The organism is Paenibacillus sp. NRS-1781 (assembly GCF_050467745.1).
Taxonomy (GTDB): Bacteria; Bacillota; Bacilli; order Paenibacillales; family Paenibacillaceae; genus Paenibacillus; species Paenibacillus terrae_A.
Genome location: NZ_JBITPI010000002.1, coordinates 1 through 23,708 on the forward strand (window position 1 = coordinate 1; position 23,708 = coordinate 23,708).

General features: G+C 47.2%; 28 protein-coding genes and 1 pseudogene. 6 read left to right on the plus strand and 23 right to left on the minus strand.

Annotated features, from left to right (window positions below; translation table 11 throughout):
* Positions 1 to 351: 351 nt before the first annotated feature.
* The 15 genes from ACIFO6_RS00190 to ACIFO6_RS00260 form a co-directional block, all read right to left on the minus strand.
* Positions 352 to 1,212: a nucleotidyltransferase-like protein gene (locus tag ACIFO6_RS00190; RefSeq protein WP_430036678.1), complete on the minus strand. Its 861-nt coding sequence runs from the start codon at positions 1,210 to 1,212 to the stop codon at positions 352 to 354.
* A gap of 132 nt (positions 1,213 to 1,344) precedes the next feature.
* Positions 1,345 to 3,063 carry a glycosyl hydrolase family 18 protein gene (locus ACIFO6_RS00195; protein WP_430036680.1) on the minus strand — a complete coding sequence of 573 codons (1,719 nt, stop codon included), beginning with the start codon at positions 3,061 to 3,063 and terminating at the stop codon, positions 1,345 to 1,347.
* 124 nt (positions 3,064 to 3,187) lie between these two features.
* Positions 3,188 to 3,634, minus strand: coding sequence for a peroxide-responsive transcriptional repressor PerR (gene perR / locus ACIFO6_RS00200; RefSeq protein WP_430036682.1), 447 nt, complete (start codon positions 3,632 to 3,634; stop codon positions 3,188 to 3,190).
* Positions 3,635 to 3,743: 109 nt separating this feature from the next.
* The gene (locus ACIFO6_RS00205; RefSeq protein WP_430036684.1) at positions 3,744 to 5,147 is read right to left on the minus strand and encodes a DUF4097 family beta strand repeat-containing protein; all 1,404 of its coding nucleotides are present in this window, start codon (positions 5,145 to 5,147) and stop codon (positions 3,744 to 3,746) included.
* A gap of 7 nt (positions 5,148 to 5,154) precedes the next feature.
* Positions 5,155 to 5,730: a hypothetical protein gene (locus ACIFO6_RS00210; RefSeq protein ID WP_430036686.1), complete on the minus strand. Its 576-nt coding sequence runs from the start codon at positions 5,728 to 5,730 to the stop codon at positions 5,155 to 5,157.
* Between the two features lie 108 nt (positions 5,731 to 5,838).
* On the minus strand, positions 5,839 to 6,552 hold the full coding sequence (locus tag ACIFO6_RS00215) for an MgtC/SapB family protein (protein ID WP_430036688.1): 714 nt from the start codon (positions 6,550 to 6,552) through the stop codon (positions 5,839 to 5,841).
* Between the two features lie 76 nt (positions 6,553 to 6,628).
* The gene (locus ACIFO6_RS00220) at positions 6,629 to 7,090 is read right to left on the minus strand and encodes a GNAT family N-acetyltransferase (protein WP_430036690.1); all 462 of its coding nucleotides are present in this window, start codon (positions 7,088 to 7,090) and stop codon (positions 6,629 to 6,631) included.
* Positions 7,091 to 7,188: 98 nt separating this feature from the next.
* Positions 7,189 to 8,634, minus strand: a complete 1,446-nt coding sequence (gene gatB, locus ACIFO6_RS00225; RefSeq protein ID WP_430036693.1) for an Asp-tRNA(Asn)/Glu-tRNA(Gln) amidotransferase subunit GatB — start codon at positions 8,632 to 8,634, stop codon at positions 7,189 to 7,191.
* Between the two features lie 26 nt (positions 8,635 to 8,660).
* Positions 8,661 to 10,118 carry an Asp-tRNA(Asn)/Glu-tRNA(Gln) amidotransferase subunit GatA gene (gene gatA / locus ACIFO6_RS00230; RefSeq protein WP_430036694.1) on the minus strand — a complete coding sequence of 486 codons (1,458 nt, stop codon included), beginning with the start codon at positions 10,116 to 10,118 and terminating at the stop codon, positions 8,661 to 8,663.
* A 27-nt stretch (positions 10,119 to 10,145) separates the two neighbouring features.
* On the minus strand, positions 10,146 to 10,433 hold the full coding sequence (gene gatC / locus ACIFO6_RS00235) for an Asp-tRNA(Asn)/Glu-tRNA(Gln) amidotransferase subunit GatC (RefSeq protein WP_430036695.1): 288 nt from the start codon (positions 10,431 to 10,433) through the stop codon (positions 10,146 to 10,148).
* A gap of 240 nt (positions 10,434 to 10,673) precedes the next feature.
* Entirely contained in the window at positions 10,674 to 11,060 is a 387-nt protein-coding gene (locus ACIFO6_RS00240; protein ID WP_430036697.1) for an ATPase, read from the minus strand.
* Between the two features lie 80 nt (positions 11,061 to 11,140).
* Positions 11,141 to 11,350: a hypothetical protein gene (locus ACIFO6_RS00245; protein ID WP_430036699.1), complete on the minus strand. Its 210-nt coding sequence runs from the start codon at positions 11,348 to 11,350 to the stop codon at positions 11,141 to 11,143.
* Positions 11,351 to 11,594: 244 nt separating this feature from the next.
* Positions 11,595 to 12,224, minus strand: coding sequence for an MBL fold metallo-hydrolase (locus tag ACIFO6_RS00250; protein ID WP_430036702.1), 630 nt, complete (start codon positions 12,222 to 12,224; stop codon positions 11,595 to 11,597).
* A 4-nt stretch (positions 12,225 to 12,228) separates the two neighbouring features.
* The gene (locus ACIFO6_RS00255; protein ID WP_430036704.1) at positions 12,229 to 12,798 is read right to left on the minus strand and encodes a thioredoxin family protein; all 570 of its coding nucleotides are present in this window, start codon (positions 12,796 to 12,798) and stop codon (positions 12,229 to 12,231) included.
* Between the two features lies 1 nt (position 12,799).
* Positions 12,800 to 13,414 (minus strand): DedA family protein, encoded by a 615-nt coding sequence (locus tag ACIFO6_RS00260; protein WP_430036707.1) that lies wholly within the window; start codon positions 13,412 to 13,414, stop codon positions 12,800 to 12,802.
* 144 nt (positions 13,415 to 13,558) lie between these two features.
* Here ACIFO6_RS00260 and ACIFO6_RS00265 point away from each other — a divergent pair, with 144 nt between their 5' ends.
* Positions 13,559 to 13,882, plus strand: coding sequence for a dehydrogenase (locus ACIFO6_RS00265; protein WP_430036968.1), 324 nt, complete (start codon positions 13,559 to 13,561; stop codon positions 13,880 to 13,882).
* Positions 13,883 to 13,998: 116 nt separating this feature from the next.
* On the opposite strand, the gene ACIFO6_RS00270 is transcribed toward ACIFO6_RS00265, so the two are convergent.
* The 4 genes from ACIFO6_RS00270 to yyaC all read right to left on the minus strand — a co-directional run bounded on the left by ACIFO6_RS00270 (position 13,999) and on the right by yyaC (position 17,532).
* A complete protein-coding gene (locus ACIFO6_RS00270) occupies positions 13,999 to 15,213 on the minus strand; it encodes a class I SAM-dependent methyltransferase (protein ID WP_430036709.1) in 1,215 nt (404 codons plus the stop codon).
* Positions 15,200 to 15,856 carry a DUF6483 family protein gene (locus tag ACIFO6_RS00275; RefSeq protein WP_430036711.1) on the minus strand — a complete coding sequence of 219 codons (657 nt, stop codon included), beginning with the start codon at positions 15,854 to 15,856 and terminating at the stop codon, positions 15,200 to 15,202. The genes ACIFO6_RS00270 and ACIFO6_RS00275 overlap by 14 nt, the downstream gene beginning before the upstream one ends.
* 204 nt (positions 15,857 to 16,060) lie before the next feature.
* Complete coding sequence (locus ACIFO6_RS00280; protein WP_430036713.1) at positions 16,061 to 16,855, minus strand: alpha/beta fold hydrolase; 795 nt, start codon at positions 16,853 to 16,855, stop codon at positions 16,061 to 16,063.
* 86 nt (positions 16,856 to 16,941) lie between these two features.
* Entirely contained in the window at positions 16,942 to 17,532 is a 591-nt protein-coding gene (yyaC, locus tag ACIFO6_RS00285; RefSeq protein ID WP_430036716.1) for a spore protease YyaC, read from the minus strand.
* 120 nt (positions 17,533 to 17,652) lie between these two features.
* On the opposite strand from yyaC, the gene ACIFO6_RS00290 reads away from it, so the two are divergent.
* From ACIFO6_RS00290 to ACIFO6_RS00310, 5 genes are all read left to right on the plus strand, one after another.
* A complete protein-coding gene (locus ACIFO6_RS00290; protein ID WP_430036719.1) occupies positions 17,653 to 17,880 on the plus strand; it encodes a DUF1128 domain-containing protein in 228 nt (75 codons plus the stop codon).
* A 221-nt stretch (positions 17,881 to 18,101) separates the two neighbouring features.
* Positions 18,102 to 18,815, plus strand: a complete 714-nt coding sequence (locus ACIFO6_RS00295; RefSeq protein ID WP_430036721.1) for a phosphatase PAP2 family protein — start codon at positions 18,102 to 18,104, stop codon at positions 18,813 to 18,815.
* Between the two features lie 158 nt (positions 18,816 to 18,973).
* Positions 18,974 to 19,231 (plus strand): GlsB/YeaQ/YmgE family stress response membrane protein, encoded by a 258-nt coding sequence (locus tag ACIFO6_RS00300; protein WP_430036723.1) that lies wholly within the window; start codon positions 18,974 to 18,976, stop codon positions 19,229 to 19,231.
* Positions 19,232 to 19,272: 41 nt separating this feature from the next.
* Complete coding sequence (locus tag ACIFO6_RS00305; RefSeq protein ID WP_430036725.1) at positions 19,273 to 19,677, plus strand: YtxH domain-containing protein; 405 nt, start codon at positions 19,273 to 19,275, stop codon at positions 19,675 to 19,677.
* A gap of 97 nt (positions 19,678 to 19,774) precedes the next feature.
* The gene (locus ACIFO6_RS00310; protein WP_430036727.1) at positions 19,775 to 20,188 is read left to right on the plus strand and encodes a DUF5665 domain-containing protein; all 414 of its coding nucleotides are present in this window, start codon (positions 19,775 to 19,777) and stop codon (positions 20,186 to 20,188) included.
* Between the two features lie 244 nt (positions 20,189 to 20,432).
* Here ACIFO6_RS00310 and ACIFO6_RS00315 read toward each other — a convergent pair whose 3' ends face one another.
* From ACIFO6_RS00315 to ACIFO6_RS00330, 4 genes and pseudogenes are all read right to left on the minus strand, one after another.
* On the minus strand, positions 20,433 to 21,206 hold the full coding sequence (locus ACIFO6_RS00315; RefSeq protein ID WP_430036729.1) for a sigma-70 family RNA polymerase sigma factor: 774 nt from the start codon (positions 21,204 to 21,206) through the stop codon (positions 20,433 to 20,435).
* Positions 21,203 to 21,655 (minus strand): anti-sigma B factor RsbW, encoded by a 453-nt coding sequence (gene rsbW, locus ACIFO6_RS00320; RefSeq protein ID WP_430036732.1) that lies wholly within the window; start codon positions 21,653 to 21,655, stop codon positions 21,203 to 21,205. Before rsbW ends, ACIFO6_RS00315 begins: the two co-directional genes overlap by 4 nt.
* 18 nt (positions 21,656 to 21,673) lie before the next feature.
* Positions 21,674 to 22,012, minus strand: a complete 339-nt coding sequence (locus tag ACIFO6_RS00325) for an STAS domain-containing protein (protein WP_430036735.1) — start codon at positions 22,010 to 22,012, stop codon at positions 21,674 to 21,676.
* A 112-nt stretch (positions 22,013 to 22,124) separates the two neighbouring features.
* Positions 22,125 to 23,707 (minus strand): annotated as a pseudogene (locus ACIFO6_RS00330) (response regulator).
* Between the last annotated feature and the right edge of the window lies 1 nt (position 23,708).

Genomic DNA, 23,708 nt, shown 5'->3' on the forward strand with positions numbered 1-23,708 from the left:
CAGTTTTCAAAGATCAAACCTACAGTGTGTCTTGCTTTTGTCTTGCTTCGTTTCACCACCGCGTCTCAGCGGCGACTTAAATAATGTAACACATAACTTCATTTTACGTCAAGCTTTTTTAAAAAAAATTATTTTCATGCTTGTTTGCAACATATTTATCCTGCTGTAAACAGATCTAAATTATTCATGCTGCTTAATGGGGCGAGTTATAACTTAGCATATCTTTTATAAGCTCGTCAACCTGTAACGACAATTTTTATGTTTTAAGCGTCAATGTGACTCTATTAAGCATAAAAAAAGGAAGAAAAACCCGTTTTAACGGACCTTCCTCCCGCTGATTCGATGTATCCATTAAATAAGGGAATAACGTAATTCACTATGGTGTCCGCGAGTCGTTTCCCTGATTAATGAGCGGTATACAAGCTTACGCAGCACTACGGTAAGATCCAGTTGGAGATTTTTTAGCTCAGAATGATTGATAAGCTCATCTATGGACCAAGGCTCCCATCTGCTGCCTAAAATGCGGAATAGCGGTGCTGAGCACCCCTCCATTTTAGACATCACTGAAAATTCGCAAGCAAGCATCACAAGCTCAACTCGCTGCTCAAGGGTTTCCGTACTTAACGTGAGTTCGTTGTACAGCTTGTAGATCGTACGATCCAACGGCTGTATCTGAACCCACAAGTGAACCGTCGGATAAATTCCCCGATCAATAAGCTCAATGGATGCCCAATGATCCAACGCCTTCAGAATACTCTGATGAGCGTCAATAATCCGACCTTCTCGCATCGCTCTTTTACCATGAACGTAATTAGCCAGAAAACGGGCGAACTCATGAAATTGCTTTTGCTCCCGTAACGGGCCGTTGAATTCGATAATTTCCCGCCTCAAAAAACTAACCCTTTCATCCCGCTCCCACAGGATGCGGCCTTCCAATAAATAATCTATTATGTTGGCATGTTCACCGGCGATAATCCACCCTTTCAGACAATCCAGTGTTACGTACAACACCTGACACCTTAAGCCATTAATCAGTAAATGCTGAATGGAACGGGCTGGCATTCGACTTTCTCCAATAATTAGAATGAGTTCATCAAAATCGTACAGCATGGCTCCATGAAAATATTCGCTCGGCTTTCTATACAAAATAATACCGATCGAATCTTCCTGCAACAATTCATCATATATCAAGCTTAATTTGGTTAGCTGCACTTCTACCTCCATACCTGTAAGGCGGCCATTACCGCTAAATTTGGATATATGTGAACATTTCTACATAAAAAAAGAAACTTCCTTCTTCAATTCTATCATTTTATATTTTATTTCAGGATTTTTGCAAATTCCTCATTTATTTATTTCTTTTAATGTATCCCAAGCGGCTTCATCCGCAAAGGTCCGGTTCCAAACACCGATTCCCCCAAGTTTCAATGACTTGGCAAGTTGTACCCTTGCTTCCAGCGATACACGATCCTCCAGCCAAATCTTTTTAACAATGCCGTCTTCATTATACTCGACATAATTCTGGCCTTCCGACGCTCTAAATTTAGGCTTCAGCTTAAATTTCTCGATAATCGCTGCCGCTGACTCCATACCAAGTGATTTGGAGCTAACCTTGATGGTATCCCCTTTAGGTGTTTCAGACCATACACGAGTGTATAGCGGAATGCCCAAGACAACTTTTTGAGATGGTACTTCATCCTCCTGAATGATTCGCTTGATCGACGTTTCCACCCACGGCAGGGAGGCGACTGAACCAGCCTTCGGGCTGGCTGCCCAATGCTCATCATAGGCCATAACCATGAGATAATCCGTAATGGAACCCAATGATTTTCGATCCAGAAAAGCAGACCACATCTCACTTTGAGATTTAGGTGTTACGTCGATAGACAATATCAAATCATGTTCACGTGCCATCGGCTTAAGCTCTCGCAAAAATTGGGTGACATTGGGTCCATCCTTCGTATGAACATTTTCAAAGTCAATATTGATACCGTCCAGACCATTTTCCCCGGCAAGTGTAATCATCTGATCTATAATCGACTTTCGCCGTTCAAAGGTGGACAAGACCTCTGTCGTTAATTCAGGATTAAAGCTGTTGCTCAGCAAGCCCCATACCTCCATCCCCTTGCGATGCGCCCAACTGACATAGGCAGGGTCCGCTTTGCTTTGTACGGTGCCTTCATTATTTATGACACTGAACCAGGTGGGACTCACCACATTTACTCCAGGCATAGGGTCAAATTTGGAAGGATCGGGTTTACGGTTGTAAACAGCCTCCCAGGCGAGGTTCACAGGTCTCCCCTCCCAGTGATTCTCGGAGATAGATGGAATATCTTTAGCCGGGGCGACCGCAAGCTCTTCTCCTTCAGAGACATTGGCCGCCTGCACATATCCAGCGTAGCCATTATCCAGTTGAACAAAATACCAATCAGCCTGCTTGGACCAAATACGCACCTCCGTTTGTTGAGGTATATCCGTCAAAATAAAAGACAGACTGGAGGCTTCTTTACGCAAAGCAATTTTGGCATCCTGTCGCCCATCCTTCCTCTCCACGTTCCCCAATTTGACTTTCTCTCCGGCTTTCATCAGGATAACTGCACCGGTCACTGTGTCTTCATGAACAGATACACCATATACTTCACGAACAGCTTGCATAGGTATATAAACTAATCCACTAATAATCTGGGGAGCTGCGCTAAGCATATATGATGTTCCATTCAATTCCCCTTGGGGCTTCGAAACGGTCATATGCAACAAATTTTGCCTCGTAGCCAAAATAATAGTTTGGCTGTCGCCCTCATATCGAATCGCCGGATCAATTTTACTTTGCACAAATTTGAGCGGTACCAGCATGTTCTTGCCAGAGTTTTGGGCTTCATATCCGGTCAACTTTCCCTGGATAAAAATCGGACGAACGCTGCCTTTCCAATTGGGTTTTTCATGCAGTGGATTACCGAACCATACGACAGTAATTGCGCAGATGATCGCTGCGAACAATAGCAAGCTTGCTGCCCCTTTGAAACGTGAACGTTTACGGCGGCTTTTGGAATGATTTCTGGCCAATATTCAACCTCCATTGTCGAAAACAAAAGTTATTTAAACAAAAAAACGCGGTAAATCCCCGCTTGTGGGGAATTTCTCACGTTTCCAACCCATTAGAATATATACATACCACACCAAAAAACTTTTATTCCTTGTTTTGCTGAATTTCCTTGTTCATACAAGCTTTGCACACTCCGTATAACTCCATACGATGTCCATGCACTTCGAAACCAGTCTCCAGCGAGGCATGGTGTTCCACTTCAGCCAAGTACGGATAACTGAAATCTTCAATCTTTCCGCATTTTTCGCAAATGATATGATAGTGCTCCGAAACATTGGCATCATAACGACTGGCGTTATCTCCATAGGTCAACTCATGTACCATACCCGCTTCTATAAACATCTTTAAGTTATTATAAACCGTAGCCACACTCATGCTTGGAAACTTGGATTCGAGCGCACGATATATTTCATCTGCGGTCGGATGTCCCATAGATTCCATCAAATAGTTTAATATGGCATGGCGCTGGGGTGTTATGCGTACACCTGTCTTCTTTAGAAGTTCCAAAGCATGCTGGACGCGAGCTACCATATATGTCCACCGCCTTATCCCTTACTTACTATTCGCTTTATTACAAACATTTACATTCTATTCACGTTGTAAGGTCTATCCACATTGTACGGTCAATTCAAGTTTTTTGTCAACGCGCCGCATTATCGATGGATGTCCCGTTGGAGGCTCCGGTAGCGGGAGATTCAGATTCAGCCGAAGGCGTTTCTGATGCATCAAGCACACTTGATCCTGCCGACTCGTCCAAGCCAGGTAGCGATGGCATCAGTAGCCTTTTGATCGTTAAATTACTGTTGCCTTCCACGTTGACCATATACTTACCTGTCCCATTTTGGCCTGAGATACTTTTACTGTCTATTCTAAAAGGGAAGTCTGATCGAAGGTTACCGTAACTGCTGGACCCCTCCAACTGAAAGTCACCATTCGAAGGAAGGTCCAATGCAATATCACCGACGGCACTGTATATTTTCCAATCTCCGCCTACCTGCTCGCTATGCACTTTGATCCCACCATTGAGCGAATTTGCATTCAGCTTGGCTGTGGGATTCAGAACGTTCATGTCACCATTTTGGGTATCAACCGTAATATCACCCTCCGAGCGGGCAAGCTGAATGTCGCCTACCTTCGTACGCAGCGCAACTGTTCCCTCAATATCCCCTGCCTGCATATCGCCGCGATTGGTTTGAACATCTACATCTCCAGTGATACGATGCAATTTGATCTGCCCGTTCAAGGTGACTCCTTTGACATTGCCGATAGCATCATTAACTGTCAGATTCCCATTTCCGCTCTCAAGCCGGATGCTGTCGATAGCATCTACTCCGTTCAGAGTAATATCACCGTTGGAGGTTCTGATCTGCATATTAAATCGCCGATCCTCCGGCACTGTAATTAGCATATTCGTACGGGGCTGACGTCTGCTCGATGCTCCGTATGATTGGACCTCAGGACGAATCTGAATGGTCTTGCCGTCGGTAGAAGTCAGCGAGGAAGCTTGAGCAATCTTGTCCGCTTCAGCAGCAGGCGCTTGATCCACCCACAGGGTCGCGCGTACCTCTACATTGGATATAGGTCGTCTGATCAGCGTTACATCGCCATTGACGGAATCAACTATCAAATCGGACGTTTGCATCATTACAGGCACCAGGACGCCGCCCATATCATATCGGTTCCCTTCCGCCTGACTAAAATCCATGGACGCCGCGGTCAGATTCAAACTAACCTTGTTCCACAGGTACATATAATGATTTTGTTGGGTCATGGTAAAAACAGCAGCGGCCACGACCAATGCGGAGACAATTCCCTTCAGATCAGGTCTAAAACGCCGTCCGTTGTCGGGCTTGCCCTCCTTGCGGTAGTACACCCCAAAAAAAATCAGATACTCCATTCCCCACAGCACAAAAATAATGGGCCACCATACGAGCAGCAAAAGCATATATTCGGTATGCTGAACAACATCCAGGATAAGCAGAACGCCTACAGCCATCAACAGAAGCGAAGAGGTGTAGCGCCCGACTCTTATTTTGCGGTGCACGCCAGCTTCACCCTCTTTCCTTAACCTTTTTACGCTTGACCGACAAGCCCACTTCTCGCAAAAAGACTAATAGTCCGATCAGCATTAATAAAATAGCTAACGACAAAAAGCCATAATCCTCGAAAAAGTTGCCCAGCCAGCGTGGTTTCATACGAAACAGAATCATAAGTCCGCCACCCGCCACGAGCAGCACGGCAAAAGACAAGCCTCTCTCCCAAGCATAAAATGGACTGCTATGCTGTCCTCGTGCATCCATCTGTGCATTACGATCCGGCTTACGGCGATAGCGAACCATATAATCCGCTGATTGTAACACGTCATATACATTATAAAAATATAAAACAGGAATGAACAAGCCGAGCAAAATAAGCAACGGAATGTTAATCCTTAAGCCGTCAGAAGCAACATACAGCATCGCAAAAATATCTAACAGAAGCAATACGATAAATGTAAGTCCTCTAATGAACAGTCCTAAAAAAAGATGCCCCAGGCCAGGTAACAAGGCTGCCATTATAATGGAAATACCTTTGCGAAATTTAGCGTATTTAAAACGTTTACCCTGTTTAGGTTGTTCCGAGTCCATGCCATCCTCCCCCCCTTGAATTCCATGCGTGATCCGCAGCAAAGGCTCCAATGGTTAGATAGTACCCCAATCGGATTCAAGAGTAACTGGAAAAAATATGTTGAACCCTTATTCCACGGAAACTGCCGCTACATCCTCCCACTGCCTAAGATCGGCTGCAATACGCACCGGATTAAAATCCCGGCGAGCCAGCACTTCCAAGGAAACCTCCATGCTCTGCCGATTTGGATGCAGTTCGTGAAAAGGGACATTCTCATGCTCTTTAATCACTATTTTACGTATTTCCACTTTTTCTTGCTCTAAATAAGCCGAAATTTGCTCCAGCAATTGATGGGATGACAGTCCGTACAGTGTTATAAGATGAAGTTGTCGTCCACGCATATACCGCAATTCAACTTTGTTAAACACCCATAAGTTTAGAAATACAAGTACAGTCGCCACAATAGATGGAAAATAAAACCCTGCTCCGACTCCAAGGCCAATGGCTGCTACGACCCAGATGGAGGCGGCTGTCGTTAAACCAGTGATGGACTTGCCTGTAAATATAATAGTTCCAGCGCCTAAAAAACCCACTCCCGTAATCACCGCCGTAGCCAAACGAGCCGGATCAATACGCACATTGGCTTCCTTGATAAAATCGGCAAAGCCGTAAATGGAGAGCAGCATAATAAGCGTCGAGCCGAGACTGACCATAATATGAGTCCTCAAACCAGCCGCATGCTTTGAACGCTCACGCTCAAAGCCGATGCATCCACCGAGGAGCATGGACAGCAAAAGTCGTAAAATGATATGCGAATTGTCTATAACCCAAGGATTATCCATAAAACTCCCTTCTCCAGTTATGTTGTGATTCCCTCGCCGGGTTCGTGGTTTCTGTGCTAGTAAGGCTATTTGAGTGCTATTTCACGTTATGCAGGTGGTATGTGGTTAATTCCACACCCGGAGCCACCTCCACCGCCGATACAGGGCGAAAGCCATGTTTTCGATAAAGGGCCACCGCAGGAGCATTTAAAGTTCCTGTAGATACGATAAACAGCGGTATATGATGATATTTATTCAAAACATGCTTAATTAAGGAACCGGCAATCCCTTTGCGAAAATGATCCGGATGAACCATCATACGTGTAAGAGTGAGCGAATCGGGTGACTCAGACTGCACCGCTAGCGCCCCTAACAGGTCGCCGTCCTCAATCCAGCCATAAAATGTATCTCCGCAGCTTCGCAGCGTATCAAACGTATCCATAAGGGGTGGTATTTCATCAAAACCGATCAGCTCAGCCTCCAGTCTGTAGGCGATGTGCTGAAGATGCCATATCTGACTGACTATTTCATCATCTTCCAATGAACATATATTAATCATGCTGTATCCCTCCTTTTATTCAGGGCAGGCTGCGCTACTGCTTTCTATAGAAAAAGGGGCCTGTCCCTATAAGACAAACCCCTTTCAAATCTATGCCATTAGCGGTTTAACACTTCCGTCAGCAGCTTGTTGGCGAGGCCAGGATTTGCTTTGCCCTTGCTCTCCTTCATCACTTGACCAACCAGGAAGCCAATGGCCTTCTGCTTGCCAGCCTTGTAATCCTCAACCGATTGCGGGTTAGCCGCTACAACCTGCTCGACGATCGTCATGATCGCACCCTCGTCGCTGATTTGCACAAGCCCTTTTTCTTCAACAATTTGCTGCGGCAGTTTATCGCTCTCCAGCATTTCCTTGAAGACCGTTTTAGCGATTTTACTATTAATCGTCCCCTTCTCCAGCAGTCCGATCATTTCACCCAAGCCCCGACCTGTCAGTTTAACCTGCGACAGCTCCACACCTGCACTGTTCAAATACCCGAGCAAATCCCCCATAATCCAGTTGGATACTGCTTTGGCATCCTTCGTGTATTGAAGACTATCCTCGAACAAATCGGCCAGTGGCTTGGAAGACGTAATGACCTGTGCGTCATACTCAGGCAATCCATATTCCGAGGTATAGCGTGCTTTACGCTGGTCAGGCAGTTCAGGAATCGAGGCACGGATACGTTCTTTCCATTCTGCATCAATATGCAGCGTAACAAGATCCGGGTCCGGGAAATAACGATAGTCATGCGCCTGTTCCTTACCGCGCATGGACAGGGTTTTACCTTGAGCCTCATCCCAACGGCGTGTCTCCTGTACAATCGTCCCGCCTTCCTCCAGCGTCTGCTCCTGGCGGAACTGCTCATATTCCAAGCCGCGCTGTACACCACGGAAGGAGTTCATGTTTTTTAGCTCTGCTTTAGTACCCAGCTCTTGCTGTCCATGCGGACGAAGGCTGATGTTCGCGTCGCAGCGAAGCGAACCTTCCTCCATCTTCACATCGGATACGTCACAATACTGCATAATTGCACGTATCTTTTCCAGGTAAGCCTTGGCTTCCTCCGGTGAAGATATTTCCGGTTCCGAAACGATCTCGACCAACGGTGTACCGACCCGGTTAAAATCAACCAAAGACGCATAGCCGCCATCGACATGTGTTAATTTACCTGCGTCCTCTTCCAGATGCAGTCGGGTAATGCCGATACGCTTTGTCTCACCGTTCACTTCAATATCAATCCAGCCATGCTCGCCGATCGGCTGATCGTATTGCGAGATTTGGTAGGCCTTGGGTGAATCGGGGTAAAAATAGTTTTTACGATCAAACTTGCTCACGTCAGCAATCGTGCAATTAAGCGCCATCGCCGCTTTCATCGCATAATCAACGGCCTGACGGTTTAATACCGGCAGTACCCCCGGATGTCCAAGACAAATAGGACATGTGTGTGAGTTTGGCGGCGCTCCGAAGGATGTCGAGCATCCGCAAAATATTTTAGACTTCGTATGCAGTTCCACATGGACTTCCAGTCCGATGACCGTCTCATATTTGGATGTAGTAGTAGTCATGAATGGGTTACCTCCTTTTCGGCAAATTACAGCTGCGGACGCTGCTTGTGAAATTCGGTATTTTGTTCAAAGGCATGCGCTACACGCAGCACGGAAGACTCGTCAAAGGCTTTTCCAATAATTTGCAGTCCCACCGGCAATCCACCTGCAAGACCACAAGGGATACTGATGGCTGGCACTCCAGCCAAGCTCACCGGAACCGTCAAGATATCGTTCAAATACATCGTTAATGGATCATCCACTTGCGAACCGATTTTAAAAGCTGTGGTCGGCGCAGTAGGTCCGATAATGACATCATATTGTTCAAACACACGATCAAAATCCTGTTTGATCAGTGTACGCACTTTTTGAGCTTTCAAGTAGTAAGCATCATAGTACCCGGAACTCAGCGCATAGGTGCCCAGCATAATCCGGCGCTTCACCTCGGGGCCAAAGCCCTGCGTGCGGGACTGATGGTACAGATCCAGCAGGTTGTCCGGATTGTCTGCACGCACGCCATAGCGTACACCGTCAAAACGGGCCAGATTGGACGATGCTTCGGATGAAGCCAGCAGATAGTATGTGGCTACCGCATATTCGGTGTGCGGAAGAGAAACCTCTTCCCATACCGCTCCCAGTCCTTCCAGCGTTTTCAGCGCGTCCAGTACCTTTTCCTTGACCTGTGGATCGACACCCTCACCCAGATACTCCTTAGGTACAGCAATACGAAGCCCTTTTACATCTCCGGTCAAAGCGTTCAAGTAATCAGGAACGTCTACCTTGGCAGAAGTGGAGTCCTTGTGATCATAGCCTGCAATGGCTTGCAGTACGTACGCGGAATCCTGAACATTTTTCGTAATCGGTCCAATTTGGTCTAAAGAGGAAGCAAAGGCCACCAGGCCAAAACGTGATACCAGACCATAGGTTGGCTTCAAGCCCACTACGCCACAATAGGACGCAGGCTGGCGAATGGACCCGCCTGTATCGGAGCCGAGGGTGAAATAAGCCTCGCCTGCTGCTACAGCCGCAGCCGAGCCACCACTGGAGCCGCCGGGAACGCGTTCCAGATCCCAAGGATTTCGTGCCGGGAAGAAGCTGGAGTTCTCGTTAGAGCCGCCCATGGCGAATTCGTCCATGTTCATTTTGCCCAGTGTCACGGCTTGCGCCGTACGCAATTTGTCGACAACCGTTGCATCGTACACGGGATCAAAATTCTTCAAAAACTGACTGCCGCATGTTGTACGCAGCCCTTCTGTCACGATGTTATCCTTAATACCGACTGGCAGGCCAAACAGCAAACCCCGTTCCTCTCCTGAGATCAGATGATCGTCCAACTGACGTGCGGATGCACGTGCCTGCTCCTCGTCAACCGTAATATAGGCCTTGATCTTGTCTTCCCGCGCACCAATCGTCTCCAGAGCGTGACCCACCAGGTCACTCACGGAAATTTCCTTTTGATGCAGCTTGTTATGTATTTCCGGCAATGTATTATCAAACAAGCTCAATTTGCATCCTCCTTTCAAATGTGGAATCTATTCCAGAACAGCAGGAACTTTAAACTGTCCGTCGTCTTCTTCAGGTGCATTGCGCATCACTTGCTCGTGTGTCAAACTTTCGTGAACTTCGTCGTCCCGCATGACATTGCTGACGTGCAGCACATGAGTGGTCGGTTTTACCTCTTCCGTATCCAACTCATTCAGCTTCTCCGCATAATGAAGAATAGCGTTCAATTGCCCTGTCATCGTGTCTTCCTCAGCTGCGGTCAGATTCAACCGTGACAGCTTGGCTACGTGACGGACATCTTCCGTGGAAATGTTCATACAAAAACCTCCTCTTATCAAAAATGCTACACCGAACTTTGAAATAACGTTTTTAATTATAGGATAGAACCCTTTACAATTCAATCTTTGACGCGGTACAGAAGCAAACTGTGTTACCTAGCGGTAAAATGTTACTAAATGTATATAAAAAAAGCACCTCTCGGTGCTCTTTCGAAAAGCGATAGGAGCTAAGAATGTGCTAATTATATATTCTTCAAAAGAGTCGGCATGAGCCGCCCCCTATATCCAAGCACGTAAATTGACTTGTCTAATAAAATCAGCCTGTGACAACAATTCTGTCGCGGTCTCTTCTTCCTCAACCTCTACCAAATCAAGACCACCGTTCATCACATGTCTGAACAGCTTCTCATTATGCGTAGCAAGGGCGTAATCTATCAGCGCTTCACGCTCAATCCGTTCGGCTTCCAGCTTCAAAATGCTTTCTTCCAGCTCAATGTCCCCGGATGGTACAAAAAAGTTGCGATTCACCTTCGGGACGCGAATGACATAGTCAAAAGCATTGTCCGCATTACGGTCGTAAGCAATGATATAACCATGTTCGCCCACAGGAAGATTCTGCTCAAAAGCATCCGCGACGATCATAATTCTAGTTCCTAAATGATGCATCGTTAGCCCCCCCGTTTGTCTGAACTTATCTGCTAAGTCTACTAAAAAAAAAGTAGCTTGTCTATATCATCTATGTATCTTCAAAACTCTCCGTCTCCACGTCCCAGCCTGTACTCATTCAGCCTTGCATGCCAATTCTGTGCAATGACTCCGTCCTGTTTTGTTACCTTTTTCCAAGTTATTACCTTCGGTTTAGAACCTTGCACAGAAGCTCCGTCTTCTGTCTTTATGGAAAAATGGCGGCTATCTCCATTCTCACGATGTAACCCAGATATATACTTCCTTTTCATTGATGCTCCCCCTTGTGATCTGACGGCCAAATGCCTCTTTATCCTCTTAATGGGCAAAAAAAAGAACGCAAACCGGGATTCATCCACAGCTTGCGTGCTTCGCGAGTTTAGTATGTAACTTCAATATGTGTATGTTAACAAAAATAAAAACCTTTGTCTATACACAATTTATAATTTATTGTCGAAATGGGGCAAAACCTGTCACAACATTGATAATGCCCCAGTTGAAAACATTCATCACTTTTTATCGTATATACGGATTGTTGGCTTTCTCATACCCGATGGACGTTTTGGGACCGTGACCAGAATACACCGTAATGTCATCTCCAAGCGGGAACAGTTTGTTCTGAATGGAATCGTACAAGTCCCGTTCCCGCCCACCTGTCAAGTCTGTGCGGCCGACACCCTGACGGAATAATACATCGCCGGAGAACAAGTCCTTACCACACAAAAAGCTGACGCTTCCGGGTGAGTGCCCAGGTGTAGAGAACACCTTGAATGTATGCCCGATCAGGTTCAATTGCTGACCTTCCGCCAAATCATATTCGGCAGGCTCCGTCGAGATCGGCGGGGATGCCTCCGGCCACATCAAAGAGCCATTTAATTTAGGGGATGTAAGCCAGTCCTGCTCCAAAGGGTGCAGATAAACCGGACAGCCCTTCGCTTTGCGAATCTCATCCACTCCTCCGATATGATCAAAATGAGCATGGGTCAGCAATATGGCTTCAATCTTCAGTGACTCAATGGCTCTCAGCAAAGGGCCCGGATTCATGCCCGGATCAATGATAACGGCACGCTGCGGGTCATCCCCCTGAAGCAGATAGGCATTCGTTTGGAGCGGGCCCAGATTAAAGCTGCGAATAGACAACGTCATTTTTTTAAAATCCCGAGATTAGCTCGCGCAATTCCTGAACAATTACAGGATGACTCTCGGTTCCCTCCCCATATTTCTCAGCCATCTCTTTGCGAGCGACCGCAATTTTTTCTTGATAATCATCGGCTTCCCTATCCGGATTTTCACGTTTGAACCTGATCATAATTTGTTGGACATGTGCAGGACGCGGTCCCCAGTGACCCAGTACATGACCCCCTGTATCGGCAAAAATCACAATCGGCACGGCACGCCCGCCCATCGTCAGGAAGTCATCCATCAGCGCTTGGTGATTTTCCAAAATCAACACTTCGGCCGGAATCCCGCTATTCTCCAGCGCACGGAATACAACCGGCACGTTGCGAACTACATCTCCACACCAGTCGGCGGCCAAGATGAGTACACGCAGGTCATCCCGATGGTTCAGGCTTTCAAAATACTCGCGGTCCTCTTCACGGTTCCACACAAACTGATCATACCCGGAGCAGAAGGTTTCCTTGTTCTTTTCCATCCCCTCCATAAACTGTTCGGGGCTCAGGCCCTTTCCGAAATATTGCGACACGTTAGTACGACTCATGTTACACACTTCCTTTCTTGTTTTTGGACACAATCCATTTGATAACAAAATAAATGATCAAGAGCGCAAGGGCGACCAGCAAAATCGGTTTGATATAAGGTGCTGCCACTTCGTCAATCTCATCCCACTTGTCTCCAAGCAGCATTCCTAAATATATAAACAGAACAGACCAAGGTATAACTGCCAGCGTCGTCAAAATAATAAAACGCCATACACTCATGCGAGCCAGCCCGGCAGGGATTGAGATCGCGTGACGAACAACAGGAATAAAGCGGGCTGTGAAAATGACCCCTGTGCCGTATTTGTTAAACCAGGCTTCGGCGTGGTCGACATGGCTTTTTTTGATGAGTATGTATTTTCCGTACTTATCCAGCACCGGTCTGCCGCCATAGCGTCCAATCCAGTAAATAAACAGTTGTGCCAGCACTCCGCCAATGGTTCCAAACACGACCGCACCAAAAAAATTAATGTGACCCGAGGAAACTAAAAAGCCGCCATAAGCGAGGACAATTTCACTTGGAATGACCTCAACCATCAGGCCTAGCATAATACCAAAATACCCAAGACTACGAATGATCTCAAACAAATAATTAATAATACTAGATAGATAGTCCATTTTTCTTACCACTCCCTGCCTGTTTCTCTATTTTCATAAGTGTATCACAGCGGCAGAACAAGTCGCCACTTCGCCCAAACAGGGAGGACAGTGACCCTCGCTCTTCTGCCCGCATAAGTTGTGAGAGAGAGGAGGGGATATGATATGCCTCCCGGCAAAATCCCCAAACATAACAATCCGCAATCCCGTTTACCCACGGCTCGTGGTATCCGGCGTGCATGCAGCAAAGAGCTATACCGAACCTGCAAGCGTCTGCCTGTTCACATCGCCCCCAATCTGGTCAAGCAGGGCGAGGAACTGTACTGTCACAAGGTCGTCGGACACCTCATCTGGATCGCCGAAAACCACAGCAACCGCAGACTACTGTGCGACTGGTGGGATGAGGATGTCAGCGAGGAGCTCGCGGCATTGTGGCAGGTAGATCGCACCGTTTTGTGCACTGCCTTTAGAAGTGCCTATGGCGGATAATTCTGCGTACCCAGGAATAGGCTACTACGCAAGGTGAGCAACCTGTAACGGCAACTGTAAACTGTGATTTACAAAAAAGTGGAGCCACCCCGCAGTGGCCCCACTTTGCTATATTTCTAGCCCTGCTTCTTCGTCTGCCCTGCTCCCTCGGGAAGCAAATCCGCACAAGCACGCTCCAAATAAGGATCAGCATGAATAAAATCACGAAATGCCGTGTATTCACGCCATAAAACAGAGCGTTCCCCGGCTTGCCCTTTGACGGCACGGATCAAAATATTTTTTGGCGTATGCTCCATGTCGATAAATTCCAGCAGCTGTGTCCGATATCCCATCATGTCCAGCAGCTTGGCCCGGATACCGTCTGTCGCCAGCGCTGAAAAGCGCTCCTTCAAAATACCGTGGGAAAGCAACGGCTCCAGCACCGGATTTTCCAGCTGGCTGAACAGCTCATGCTGACAGCACGGAACCGACAAAATGACAGATGCATCCCAACGAACTGCCTTCTCCAGCGCGGCATCCGTTGCGGTATCACAGGCATGCAAGGTCACAACCATATCCACCTGCTCCAGCTCGTTATAGTCCGCGATGTCACCGACCAAAAACTCCAATTGGCGGTATTGCAGCTTTTGAGCCAGAAGATTACAGGTTTCAATAACGTCTGCCTTCAAATCCAAACCCACGATCTGCAAAGGCCGTTTTTGCTGTACTGCCAAATAATGATACAGCGCAAAGGTCAAATATGATTTGCCGCAGCCAAAATCCACAATGGTTAAAGGACGACCTACGGGAAGGTTAGGCAGTACATCCTGCACCATTTCGAGAAAACGATTGATTTGGCGGAACTTATCATACTTGCGGGCCAGTACCTTGCCGTCCTCATTCATGATCCCAAGCTCAATCAGGAAAGGAATCCGTTCCCCTTCCTCCAGCACATATTGCTTTTTGCGGTTATGAGACAGGTCGGCTGTACTTTTACTCGGTGATTTTGTCAAAATAGACACTTTATATTTTTTACTGATCAGCACCTGATAGTCCGCATCCTTCGCACACAAGAGTCCTTGACGGAACGTGTCCTCAAACAAGGCGGTCATGCGCTCGTTAGCTTCGTCAGGAGGCAGGTTTTCATGAATGACTTTGTTGCTATAATGAAAAGCAAACTGGTAATGCAGCTTGTTCTTCAATTCCACAGGCTTGATTTGCACTTTGGTAAAGGAAGCATCCTCTCGTTTACGAAGCTGACTCAGCGTCGCGGTTATGAGGGTTCCTCCTGTAGTTAGTTGGTATATAAGTTCACGCAGTGAATCCAAAAGGTACATCTCACTTTCTTTCATGTAGTTGGGTAATCTCGACCAAACCCTCGGTTACTTCCCGGCGTGAAAGTCCACCCCGTTGAAGCTCCACATCAGTCTTATCCAGCAATTGATTATAAAATGCCTCTGCTTCTGGCAGCAGCTCCGGCTGCTCCCATGCCAGTCCGAACCAGACATCAGCGGCCTCATCCAGTCTGTCCTCTCGCTCGTAATGGACAGCCAGCAGCTTGCTTGTATCGGCTGGTAGCTCATATTCCCGAACCAAATTGACGATACACGCAATTCGTTCAGGCAGAACCTGAATGTCACGGGTCGCGCCATTCAAATCACTGTACAAATATAGATGAAGGGATTTAATCAAGATTCGTATTCCCTCGTCTGTTCTGTCGGTTTCCAGGTAAATAGCGGCTTCTTCTTCCAAAACGCGAGCCACCTGCTGAAGCTTGTCCGCTTCAATACCGGGACCCAGTCGGAAAAGCTCTATAATTTGTTCCGGCGGCAATCGTCTGAGCAAATCTGAACGAAGACGAAACTGCTTGTTGAGCAGGTCATCCAGTTGTTTCAGCGCTTCGACGTGTTTATTTTCACGCCTTAGACCGAGCACCGATGCCACTGCGGATGTCATTTCTTCCATCATACTGAGCAAATAATCTTTTCTGAGCAAGCCGTTCCCTTCCTTTCATCCCGATGCCTCGACAACTAGGAACCCTTACATTCTGATTGTAAGTCATCCTTGTGCAAAAGCCAAATGACTCAGTCAAGACAAAAAACAGTTTGTATAACCAAAATCAATTTAAAATGCAAAAAAAGCCGGAGACCCTCTGTATTTGCACCAGATGGTTCCGGTTTTTGGCTTCGCTGCTCGGGCTTACTGCTGGATGTTTTGTTGTGAAAATGCCAAAATGGCATGTGCCAGTTGTTCCGGCGCTTCGAACAGGCTCATATGGCCAGCTTCAGATATGGTGACCTGAGTGACCCCGGCCCGATCTGTCGTAAACGTCCGGGCGGGCGGAACCGCCTGATCCTGCTCACCCGCCACTAACAGAGCTGGCAAGGTGGAGGCCGACAGCACGTCGCGGCGGTCAGCACGCTCACGCATGGCCAAAGATGTGCCCACGGCTCCTTGCGGCGGCGTTTTATAACCGATTTCTTTGACCTTGAGTACCTGATCCGATAAGGACTCTACACGCTCTGGAGCAAACAGTCCGGGGACGAGTCCATCTACAAATGTTGTAATCCCTTCGGTTTGAATAGTGGCTACGGCCTTGTTCCGTTTTTCCTTTCCTTCCTCCGTATCCGCATAGGCGGTGGAGTGAATCAGCCCGAAGGCTGTAAGCCGGTCGGAATGGCGCTGTACCGCAGAAAGCGTCAGATAGCCACCGAGGGAATGACCGAACCAGGCAGCCTGTGGGATGTCCAGTTGCTCTTGAAGCTTAAGCACATCGTTGGCCATTTGATCAATTGTGTAGGCCCCAAGCGGAGCATCGCTACGTCCATGACCACGCAAGTCTGGAACAATGCAGCGATAGCTTTGAGACAGCAATGGAACAACCTCAGCCCAATAGGAAGAGCTTCCACAAAATCCGTGCAGCAGGATGATGGGCTCTCCTTTTCCCTGTTCGGCATAGCAGATCGTCGTTCCTTCACATAGTACCTTTTCCATGCGGAACCCTTCTTTCTCTGTATATAATCTATTGGAGCGAATATATGATGATCAGAACATGCTGATGTATATTATTAAGCAGACCGTCAATATCTGAAACGGTAGCCCTCTGGTAATTCTCTCGAATCTGCTCTTAAACCAAACCCGCAAGCCGCAGCATGGGCTATGTGTGCAGCCATCGTCATGACGAGATGCAGTGATGTCATCTGCAATGTCCAGTAGGGTTTGGGACTGCGCTCGTTTACAATAGCCGCGACGCTGTAATCTCCGACAGACGGCAGCGCCAGTCCGACCGAACGTGCCGGAGTCAGCGGCTCACGGGCAACCAGAAACATTCCCGCCGAGCCTTGCTGTCCCAGACAAGCGTCGATAGCAATTATATGGTGGTCTTGGGGAATACGCTCCAGATACGAAACCAGATGCTCCGCGTCGCACGGCTCAGTCATGGAGCCGATCACGTGTGGAAAGCCCTGTTCCATAAGCATGGTGCCGACCAGCGGTCCCAGTGAATCGCCTGACGAGCGATCTGTGCCGATACAAACAAAGGTCAGCTTATTCATCTCATGCTGAGAATGAATTTCCCGAAAAAACGGTACGAGCCCTTGGCGATCTGTTTTTTCCGCATTACTGTCTATAGGAGAGCGCCTGGATACAGAAGCCCGATTATACAAAGACACCTTCGTCCATCCTCCTTGATCCGGCCGTTGACCGATAATCTGACTTTCAGTACATTCTACAATAAAAACATGATACAATACAGGCAACTTCCCCTGATATGAAAGGATGGAACATTAACGATGGATTTGTCTGTACCGTCTCATGCCAACATTGAACATATGATTGAAGGCATCAAAACCAAGCTTCGTATGGCGAGTGGCGCTGCAATGCAGTCCTCCGCTTTCTCTCTGGAGCAATACGAGGATCTCCGTGATGTCTATGATATGGTGATAAGCAAGCCTAATCTGAGTATTTCAGAAGTCGAGGCCATCGTCTCCGAGCTGGGCAGATTACGTAATCCCTCCTGATCAGAAGACAGATGCACGCCGTTTAGCTAACTTACAGCCTATCATCTTGGGTGACACTGTTCATGGTAGCGGCCTGTGCCCATAAATAAAGCTCGTATCTCCGTTCGCATCAACACACGCGCAACGGGATACGAGTTTTATTTTTTTATCATTCTCTGATGGATTAATAGTACGAAAAAATAAATTGATGCACGAAGCCATAAGGAGGAGATTCCCTACATATGCTGTCCCAAAAACCTCAACCATCCCGTTTTTTGCCATACTATTTACGTCACAGTCTGTACGCGTCTATCGTCATGATTGCCGTTTTGCTTCTTATTGCCTACACTGTTCGATGGATCGGTACAGCTCCTTTTCTATATTGGGATGAACGCATTCAGGCTGCAATCTTTCCGGACACAACGGCGGCTCATCACAAGCTCCTGCCTGTCGCTGTATTCATTACGTCTTTCGGTTCCTTCCGTGTCTCTTTACTCATTGCCCTGGGTATTGCCGCCTTGTGCCGGGTATATCTCCGTTCGAGAGCTTATGCCTTTGCAGTAATAAGCAGCTTTACGGCCATGTGGGCGTTAAACACGCTCATTAAAGAAGTTTTGCAACGGGAGCGCCCATCCCTTCAGCATTTGGTAGAAGTCGGAGGCTATAGTTTTCCCAGCGGGCACGCCATGATTTCCATGGGATTTTACGGTATGATTTTTGCCATCTGGGCGACAGAACGAAAAATTCATGGGCGCTTGATCTTCCTTCCCTGCGTTCTTGGCACCCTTTTGATTCTCCTGATCGGGCTAAGCCGTGTCTATCTGGGGGTTCACTTTCCAACCGACATCGCGGGTGGTTATATCGCCGGAATCATTTGGCTCGTGTTTACCGTTCCTGTTATCTATTGGCGAGCGCGGCTGCAGGGTTCTCTGCCTCCTACTGCTCCGCGCCCGTAAGCGGTTCGGGACGGTTTCCTGTTTCACACGGAGTCACGGCGTTTATATACGAAGTAAGCATGACAACGCCGCACTCTAAACTAAGCGCTCACAAAAAGCATTATGATTCTGTTAAACAGATGTTTCTGCTAAACTGAAGGATAAAGGAGGCGATCCTTGTGTGGGGAATAGTATTAAGTATTGTAATGGCTATTATTATCGGATTGATTGGCGACGCGCTCGCTGGTCATGAAATGCCCGGTGGCATTGCAGGCTCTATGATCGCCGGATTTGTAGGAGCTTGGCTCGGTGTCACGCTGCTGGGAAACTGGGGTCCGGTCATCAGTGATTTTGCAGTCATTCCCGCCATACTCGGAACCGCATTATTTGTGTTCCTGCTCGGACTTGTGTCCAGGCTTTTAAGAAGGGCTGCCTAACATTTATATATTTTTTTATTCTATAAGAGGAGTGATATGACATGAGTAACATTGATAATCAAAATACGGTAGGTAATAGCTCAAGCTTTGCAAAGGGTTTATTGATCGGAGGTTTGATTGGTGCTGCGGCAGCCCTGCTGTTCGCACCGAAGCCGGGTCGCGATTTGCGTAGCGATTTGTCTGATAAAATTACAGTGGTTGCCGATAAAACAAAAGACGTTGCATCTGTAGTCAGCAACAAAGCAACAGATTTGGCTAAAACGGTTTCCACTAAAACAGAAGATGTAGCTAAAACCGTATCCGGTAGCAAAGACATCATTTTATCCAGCGTAGCCAGAGCCTCTGCCGATGTTGCTGATGAAGCAGTCAAGGCTGATCAAGAAATTATGAATGCAGCGGCCCAAGCTGCCAAGGAAACGCAAAAACAATTAAACACCACTTCCTAATGACAGGGAATTCTGTGTACAACAAGAATAGACCTTAAAACACTGAACAGCCAGCATGCACGAAGCTGGCTGTTTTTTAGATGACAGAAAGGCAGGGATGACGATGAGCAAACCAAACTCGTATGGAGATGACCTAAGCGTAAACAACAATCGGACCTTTCATACCCGACAGGGTCAGGATCAAACAAGGGATTTTGATGTGAATGAGCACCCCTTTGAACTGCGTCATGAGGTGAAGCGACTTAATAAGCGCTTAGATCAAATAGCCGACATGCTGGAAAGAGTAGAATTTCGCGATGTATTGGAAACCTATTCCAATCCAAAAAAAAGGATCATCAGCAACCTGACCGCAGGCATCGCAAGGGGGCTTGGCCTTACACTGGGTACGGTCGTCATACTCGCTCTGCTCGCTTGGCTGCTCAGCTTCCTTGTACAACTGAATCTTCCGATCATCGGAGATTTTATGGCCGAGCTGCTGGGCTATATTAAAATGAGCCAAGGTGGAAATTAGACGGCAAACGATCCATAGTAACCAGAGGTTCGTGCGTACACGTAGCCCATTACCATGGATCGTTTTTATCTGTACATTTGGGATGACTCAGCTAAAGTTTGTTGCGCTTGTTCGTTTTCAGCAAATCTCCTGTCCACCCCTCCCCCTCCTTTTCCGTTTTAAAAAAGGACACGCTTCCCTTATGGAATGGCGTGTCCTTACGATGTGACGTCCAGTAATCGAAACCATGAAGGTCGTCTTTCACTCATGAGATAGAAGAATTAGACATGATCTGTTTCAGCTTCTCGGTCGCCCGCTTCTGGATGCGGGATACGCTCATCTGCGATACGCCCAAGGTCTGCGCAATCGCACGTTGAGATTGACCATCCTGAAATGCCAGAAGGAGCACCTTCTGTTCCTGTTCTTTAAGCTGGCTTAAGGCTTGCTGTAAATCCATTCGTTTTTCCACGGTGTCGTAGTCATTGGCATCCGAGCTAATAAGCTCGCCTAACGTAGCCGCACTCTCCTCCTGGGATAAAGGTGAGTCCAGTGACACATAATGGTAGCACTCACGGCCTGCGAGCACTTCGATCGTTTCCTCCACGGTAAGTTCCAAATACTCCGCGATCTCGTTCACATTCGGCGAACGTTCCAGTTTAACGGTCAGTTCGTCGATGGCATGCTGAACGAGCGCACCCTTTTCCTTGATGCGGCGGGGAACCTGAATGTACCAGGATTTGTCGCGTAAATAATTTTTCATATGTCCCAGCATACTTTTCATAGCATACGGTTCAAAGGGGATACCCAAGCTGATATCGTATTGCTGAAGCAGACGTATCAATGCCATCTGACCGGTTTGATATAAATCCTCGTATAAGTCCGGACGGTTACGGGAGATTTTCCCGGCAGCCATCTTGACCATCGGCTCATACTTGCGGATCAGTACGGTAGCAATCTCGTTATCTTTGGTTTGCTGGTACTCCCAGATTAGACCAACGGCTTCATCCATCGACTCCGGGGGAGTTACCTTTTCATTCATACTTTTTCCTCGCTTCTGACCAGACGCTTTACAAGCACGACTTCCGTGCCTTTTCCAGTCTCATTCAAGATTTGGACATCGTCCATAAGTGCCTGCATGAGATAGAAGCCCAGTCCGCCTACCTGCGCATCATTCAGCTCCTTGTCATGCAAGGATGCAAGTCGGGACGGGTTCTCCATTCGTTCAAAGCTCTCCCCTTCATCTTTGACACGGATGGACAACGAAGCTTCGTCAAATTCGAATGTTACTTCCACCACTCCGCCTTCATGACCGTAAGCATAAAGGACAGAGTTATTACAGGCTTCAGATACAGCCACTTTCATGTCTTCTATATCCTCGTAAGAGAATCCCATTTTCGCGGCAATTCCGTACAAATTTAATCTTACAATATCGACAAAGTCAGCAGTTGCCGGCAAATTAAGAACTACTTTTTGAATTTGAGCATTCATTTCTTTTTCTTTCCTTTCCTATTGGGAATTCTCCTGGGGGACAAAGAATTTGGCAATACCGGTCATATCGAACAGTTTTTGAATTTGAGGGGGTACCTCTTGAACGGCAAACCGGGACTCCATCCCATGCCTTGCCTTCAAAATAGATAACAAAATACCGATACCTGTACTGTCAATGTATTTAAGTTCTTTTAAATTAATAATCAAGTCCTGGCCGGATTCCCCCACCAAAGGCTCCATCACCAGACGAAAATTAGGTGCCACCGAAAGATCCAGCTCTCCGTTAAGGTAAACGGTATTTACTCCATCACTTGTTTCTGTAATCGCATTAAACTTCTCATTTTTATTAGTATTCATAGGCCTACTCTCCCGAAAAAAGATTTCCTTACATACTAACCCATTATACGATCGCTTGAATCACCGTATGATGCTTTCTGCACCTTCCAAAGGTCATCATCTACGCATCAGGCTACGCCTCGTGAATTTGGTCTTTGCCTGATTGCATTGGAAAATGATTCGGAGAATGCCGCAGTAGAGCCTGTTTTACACTGCTGATTTTCACGGGTTTGCTAATATAATCGTTCATTCCAGCCTCAATACATCGGGGCTGAATACCTTCCATCACAGGCATTTGCAGGTCCATGAAGATATAGTCATAATCCTGGTTAGCCATGCCATATCAAGCGCCTGTTGCCCGTCTGCTGCCACATCCGAAGCCAAACCGAGCTTATCCAGTATATTGACCATCAGCTTCTGGTTGATCGGATGGTCATCCACGACCAGTACAGGTTTACGGCTTGAGGAGTTCTGATGGGGAATTTCCCATTCGTGACTGGACTCTCCCTCCAGTTCATTTTCCTGAGCAAAGCCAAGCTTCGTTGTAAAATGGAATGTTACCCCCTGCTCTCCACTTGGATCCACACGGATATCGCCGCCCATCATGTTCACCAATGTTTTGCAAATAGCGAGCCCTAAACCAGTTCCACCATATTTGCGCGTCATCGAAGAATCAAGCTGGGAAAAGGGCTGAAACAGCCTTCCAACCTTGGCGGGCTCAATACCAATGCCTGTATCCTTCACGGAAAATTCAATGGTAAGTGCTTCGTCGCTACACTCTTTGACCGATGCAAAGACATATACACCACCACGATCTGTAAATTTGACGGCATTGGATACCAGATTAATGAGAACCTGACGCAGTCTTCCCATATCACCGTATAACACTGGCGGTAGCTGCTCATCCAGAAAATAATCCATCTCCAGATTCTTTCGATTGACTTCCACCGTAAACAGGCTGAAAACTTCCTTGATACAGGAAACCAGATCGAACGGATATTCCTCTACCTCCATTTTGCCTGACTCCAGCTTGGTAAAGTCCAAAATATCGTTAATGACCGCTACAAGCGCATCTGCACTGCGGCGAATGATATCGGCATATTCCTGCTGATCGCTTTGCAGCTCCGTTTCCATTAACAGGTCAATCATGCCAATCACGCCGTTCATAGGTGTCCGAATTTCATGGCTCATCATTGCCAGGAACTCCGTTTTGGCATTAGCCGCGATTTCGGCTGCCTCCTTAGCGGCAATCAGTTCGCTATTCATCTTCTCCAGTTCTTGCGTCTTCTGATGAAGCAGCATGGACTGTGTTTTCAGGCGTTTGTTGGTCAGATACATTTGCACAAAGCCTTCAATTTTGGACTTGAGAATTTGAGGGATGAATGGCTTCACCATGTAATCAATCCCCCCCGCTGAATAACCGGCAAACAAATGCTCCGCTTCCTTACTGTTAGCGGAAATGAAGATAATCGGAATATCTTTCGTTTTCTCTCTGGCCTTAATCAGCTTTGCAGTCTCAATTCCATCCATACCCGGCATTTGTACATCAAGGACTACCAGTGCGAATTCATCTTTTAACAGACATCGCAGCGCTTCTTCCCCGGATGTAGCCTTTACCAAATTATATTGTTCACTCTCCAGCACCGCTTCAAGAGCGAGCAGGTTCTCAGGTCTGTCATCTACCAGCAGTATATGAATCGGTTCATGAAGCCCCATG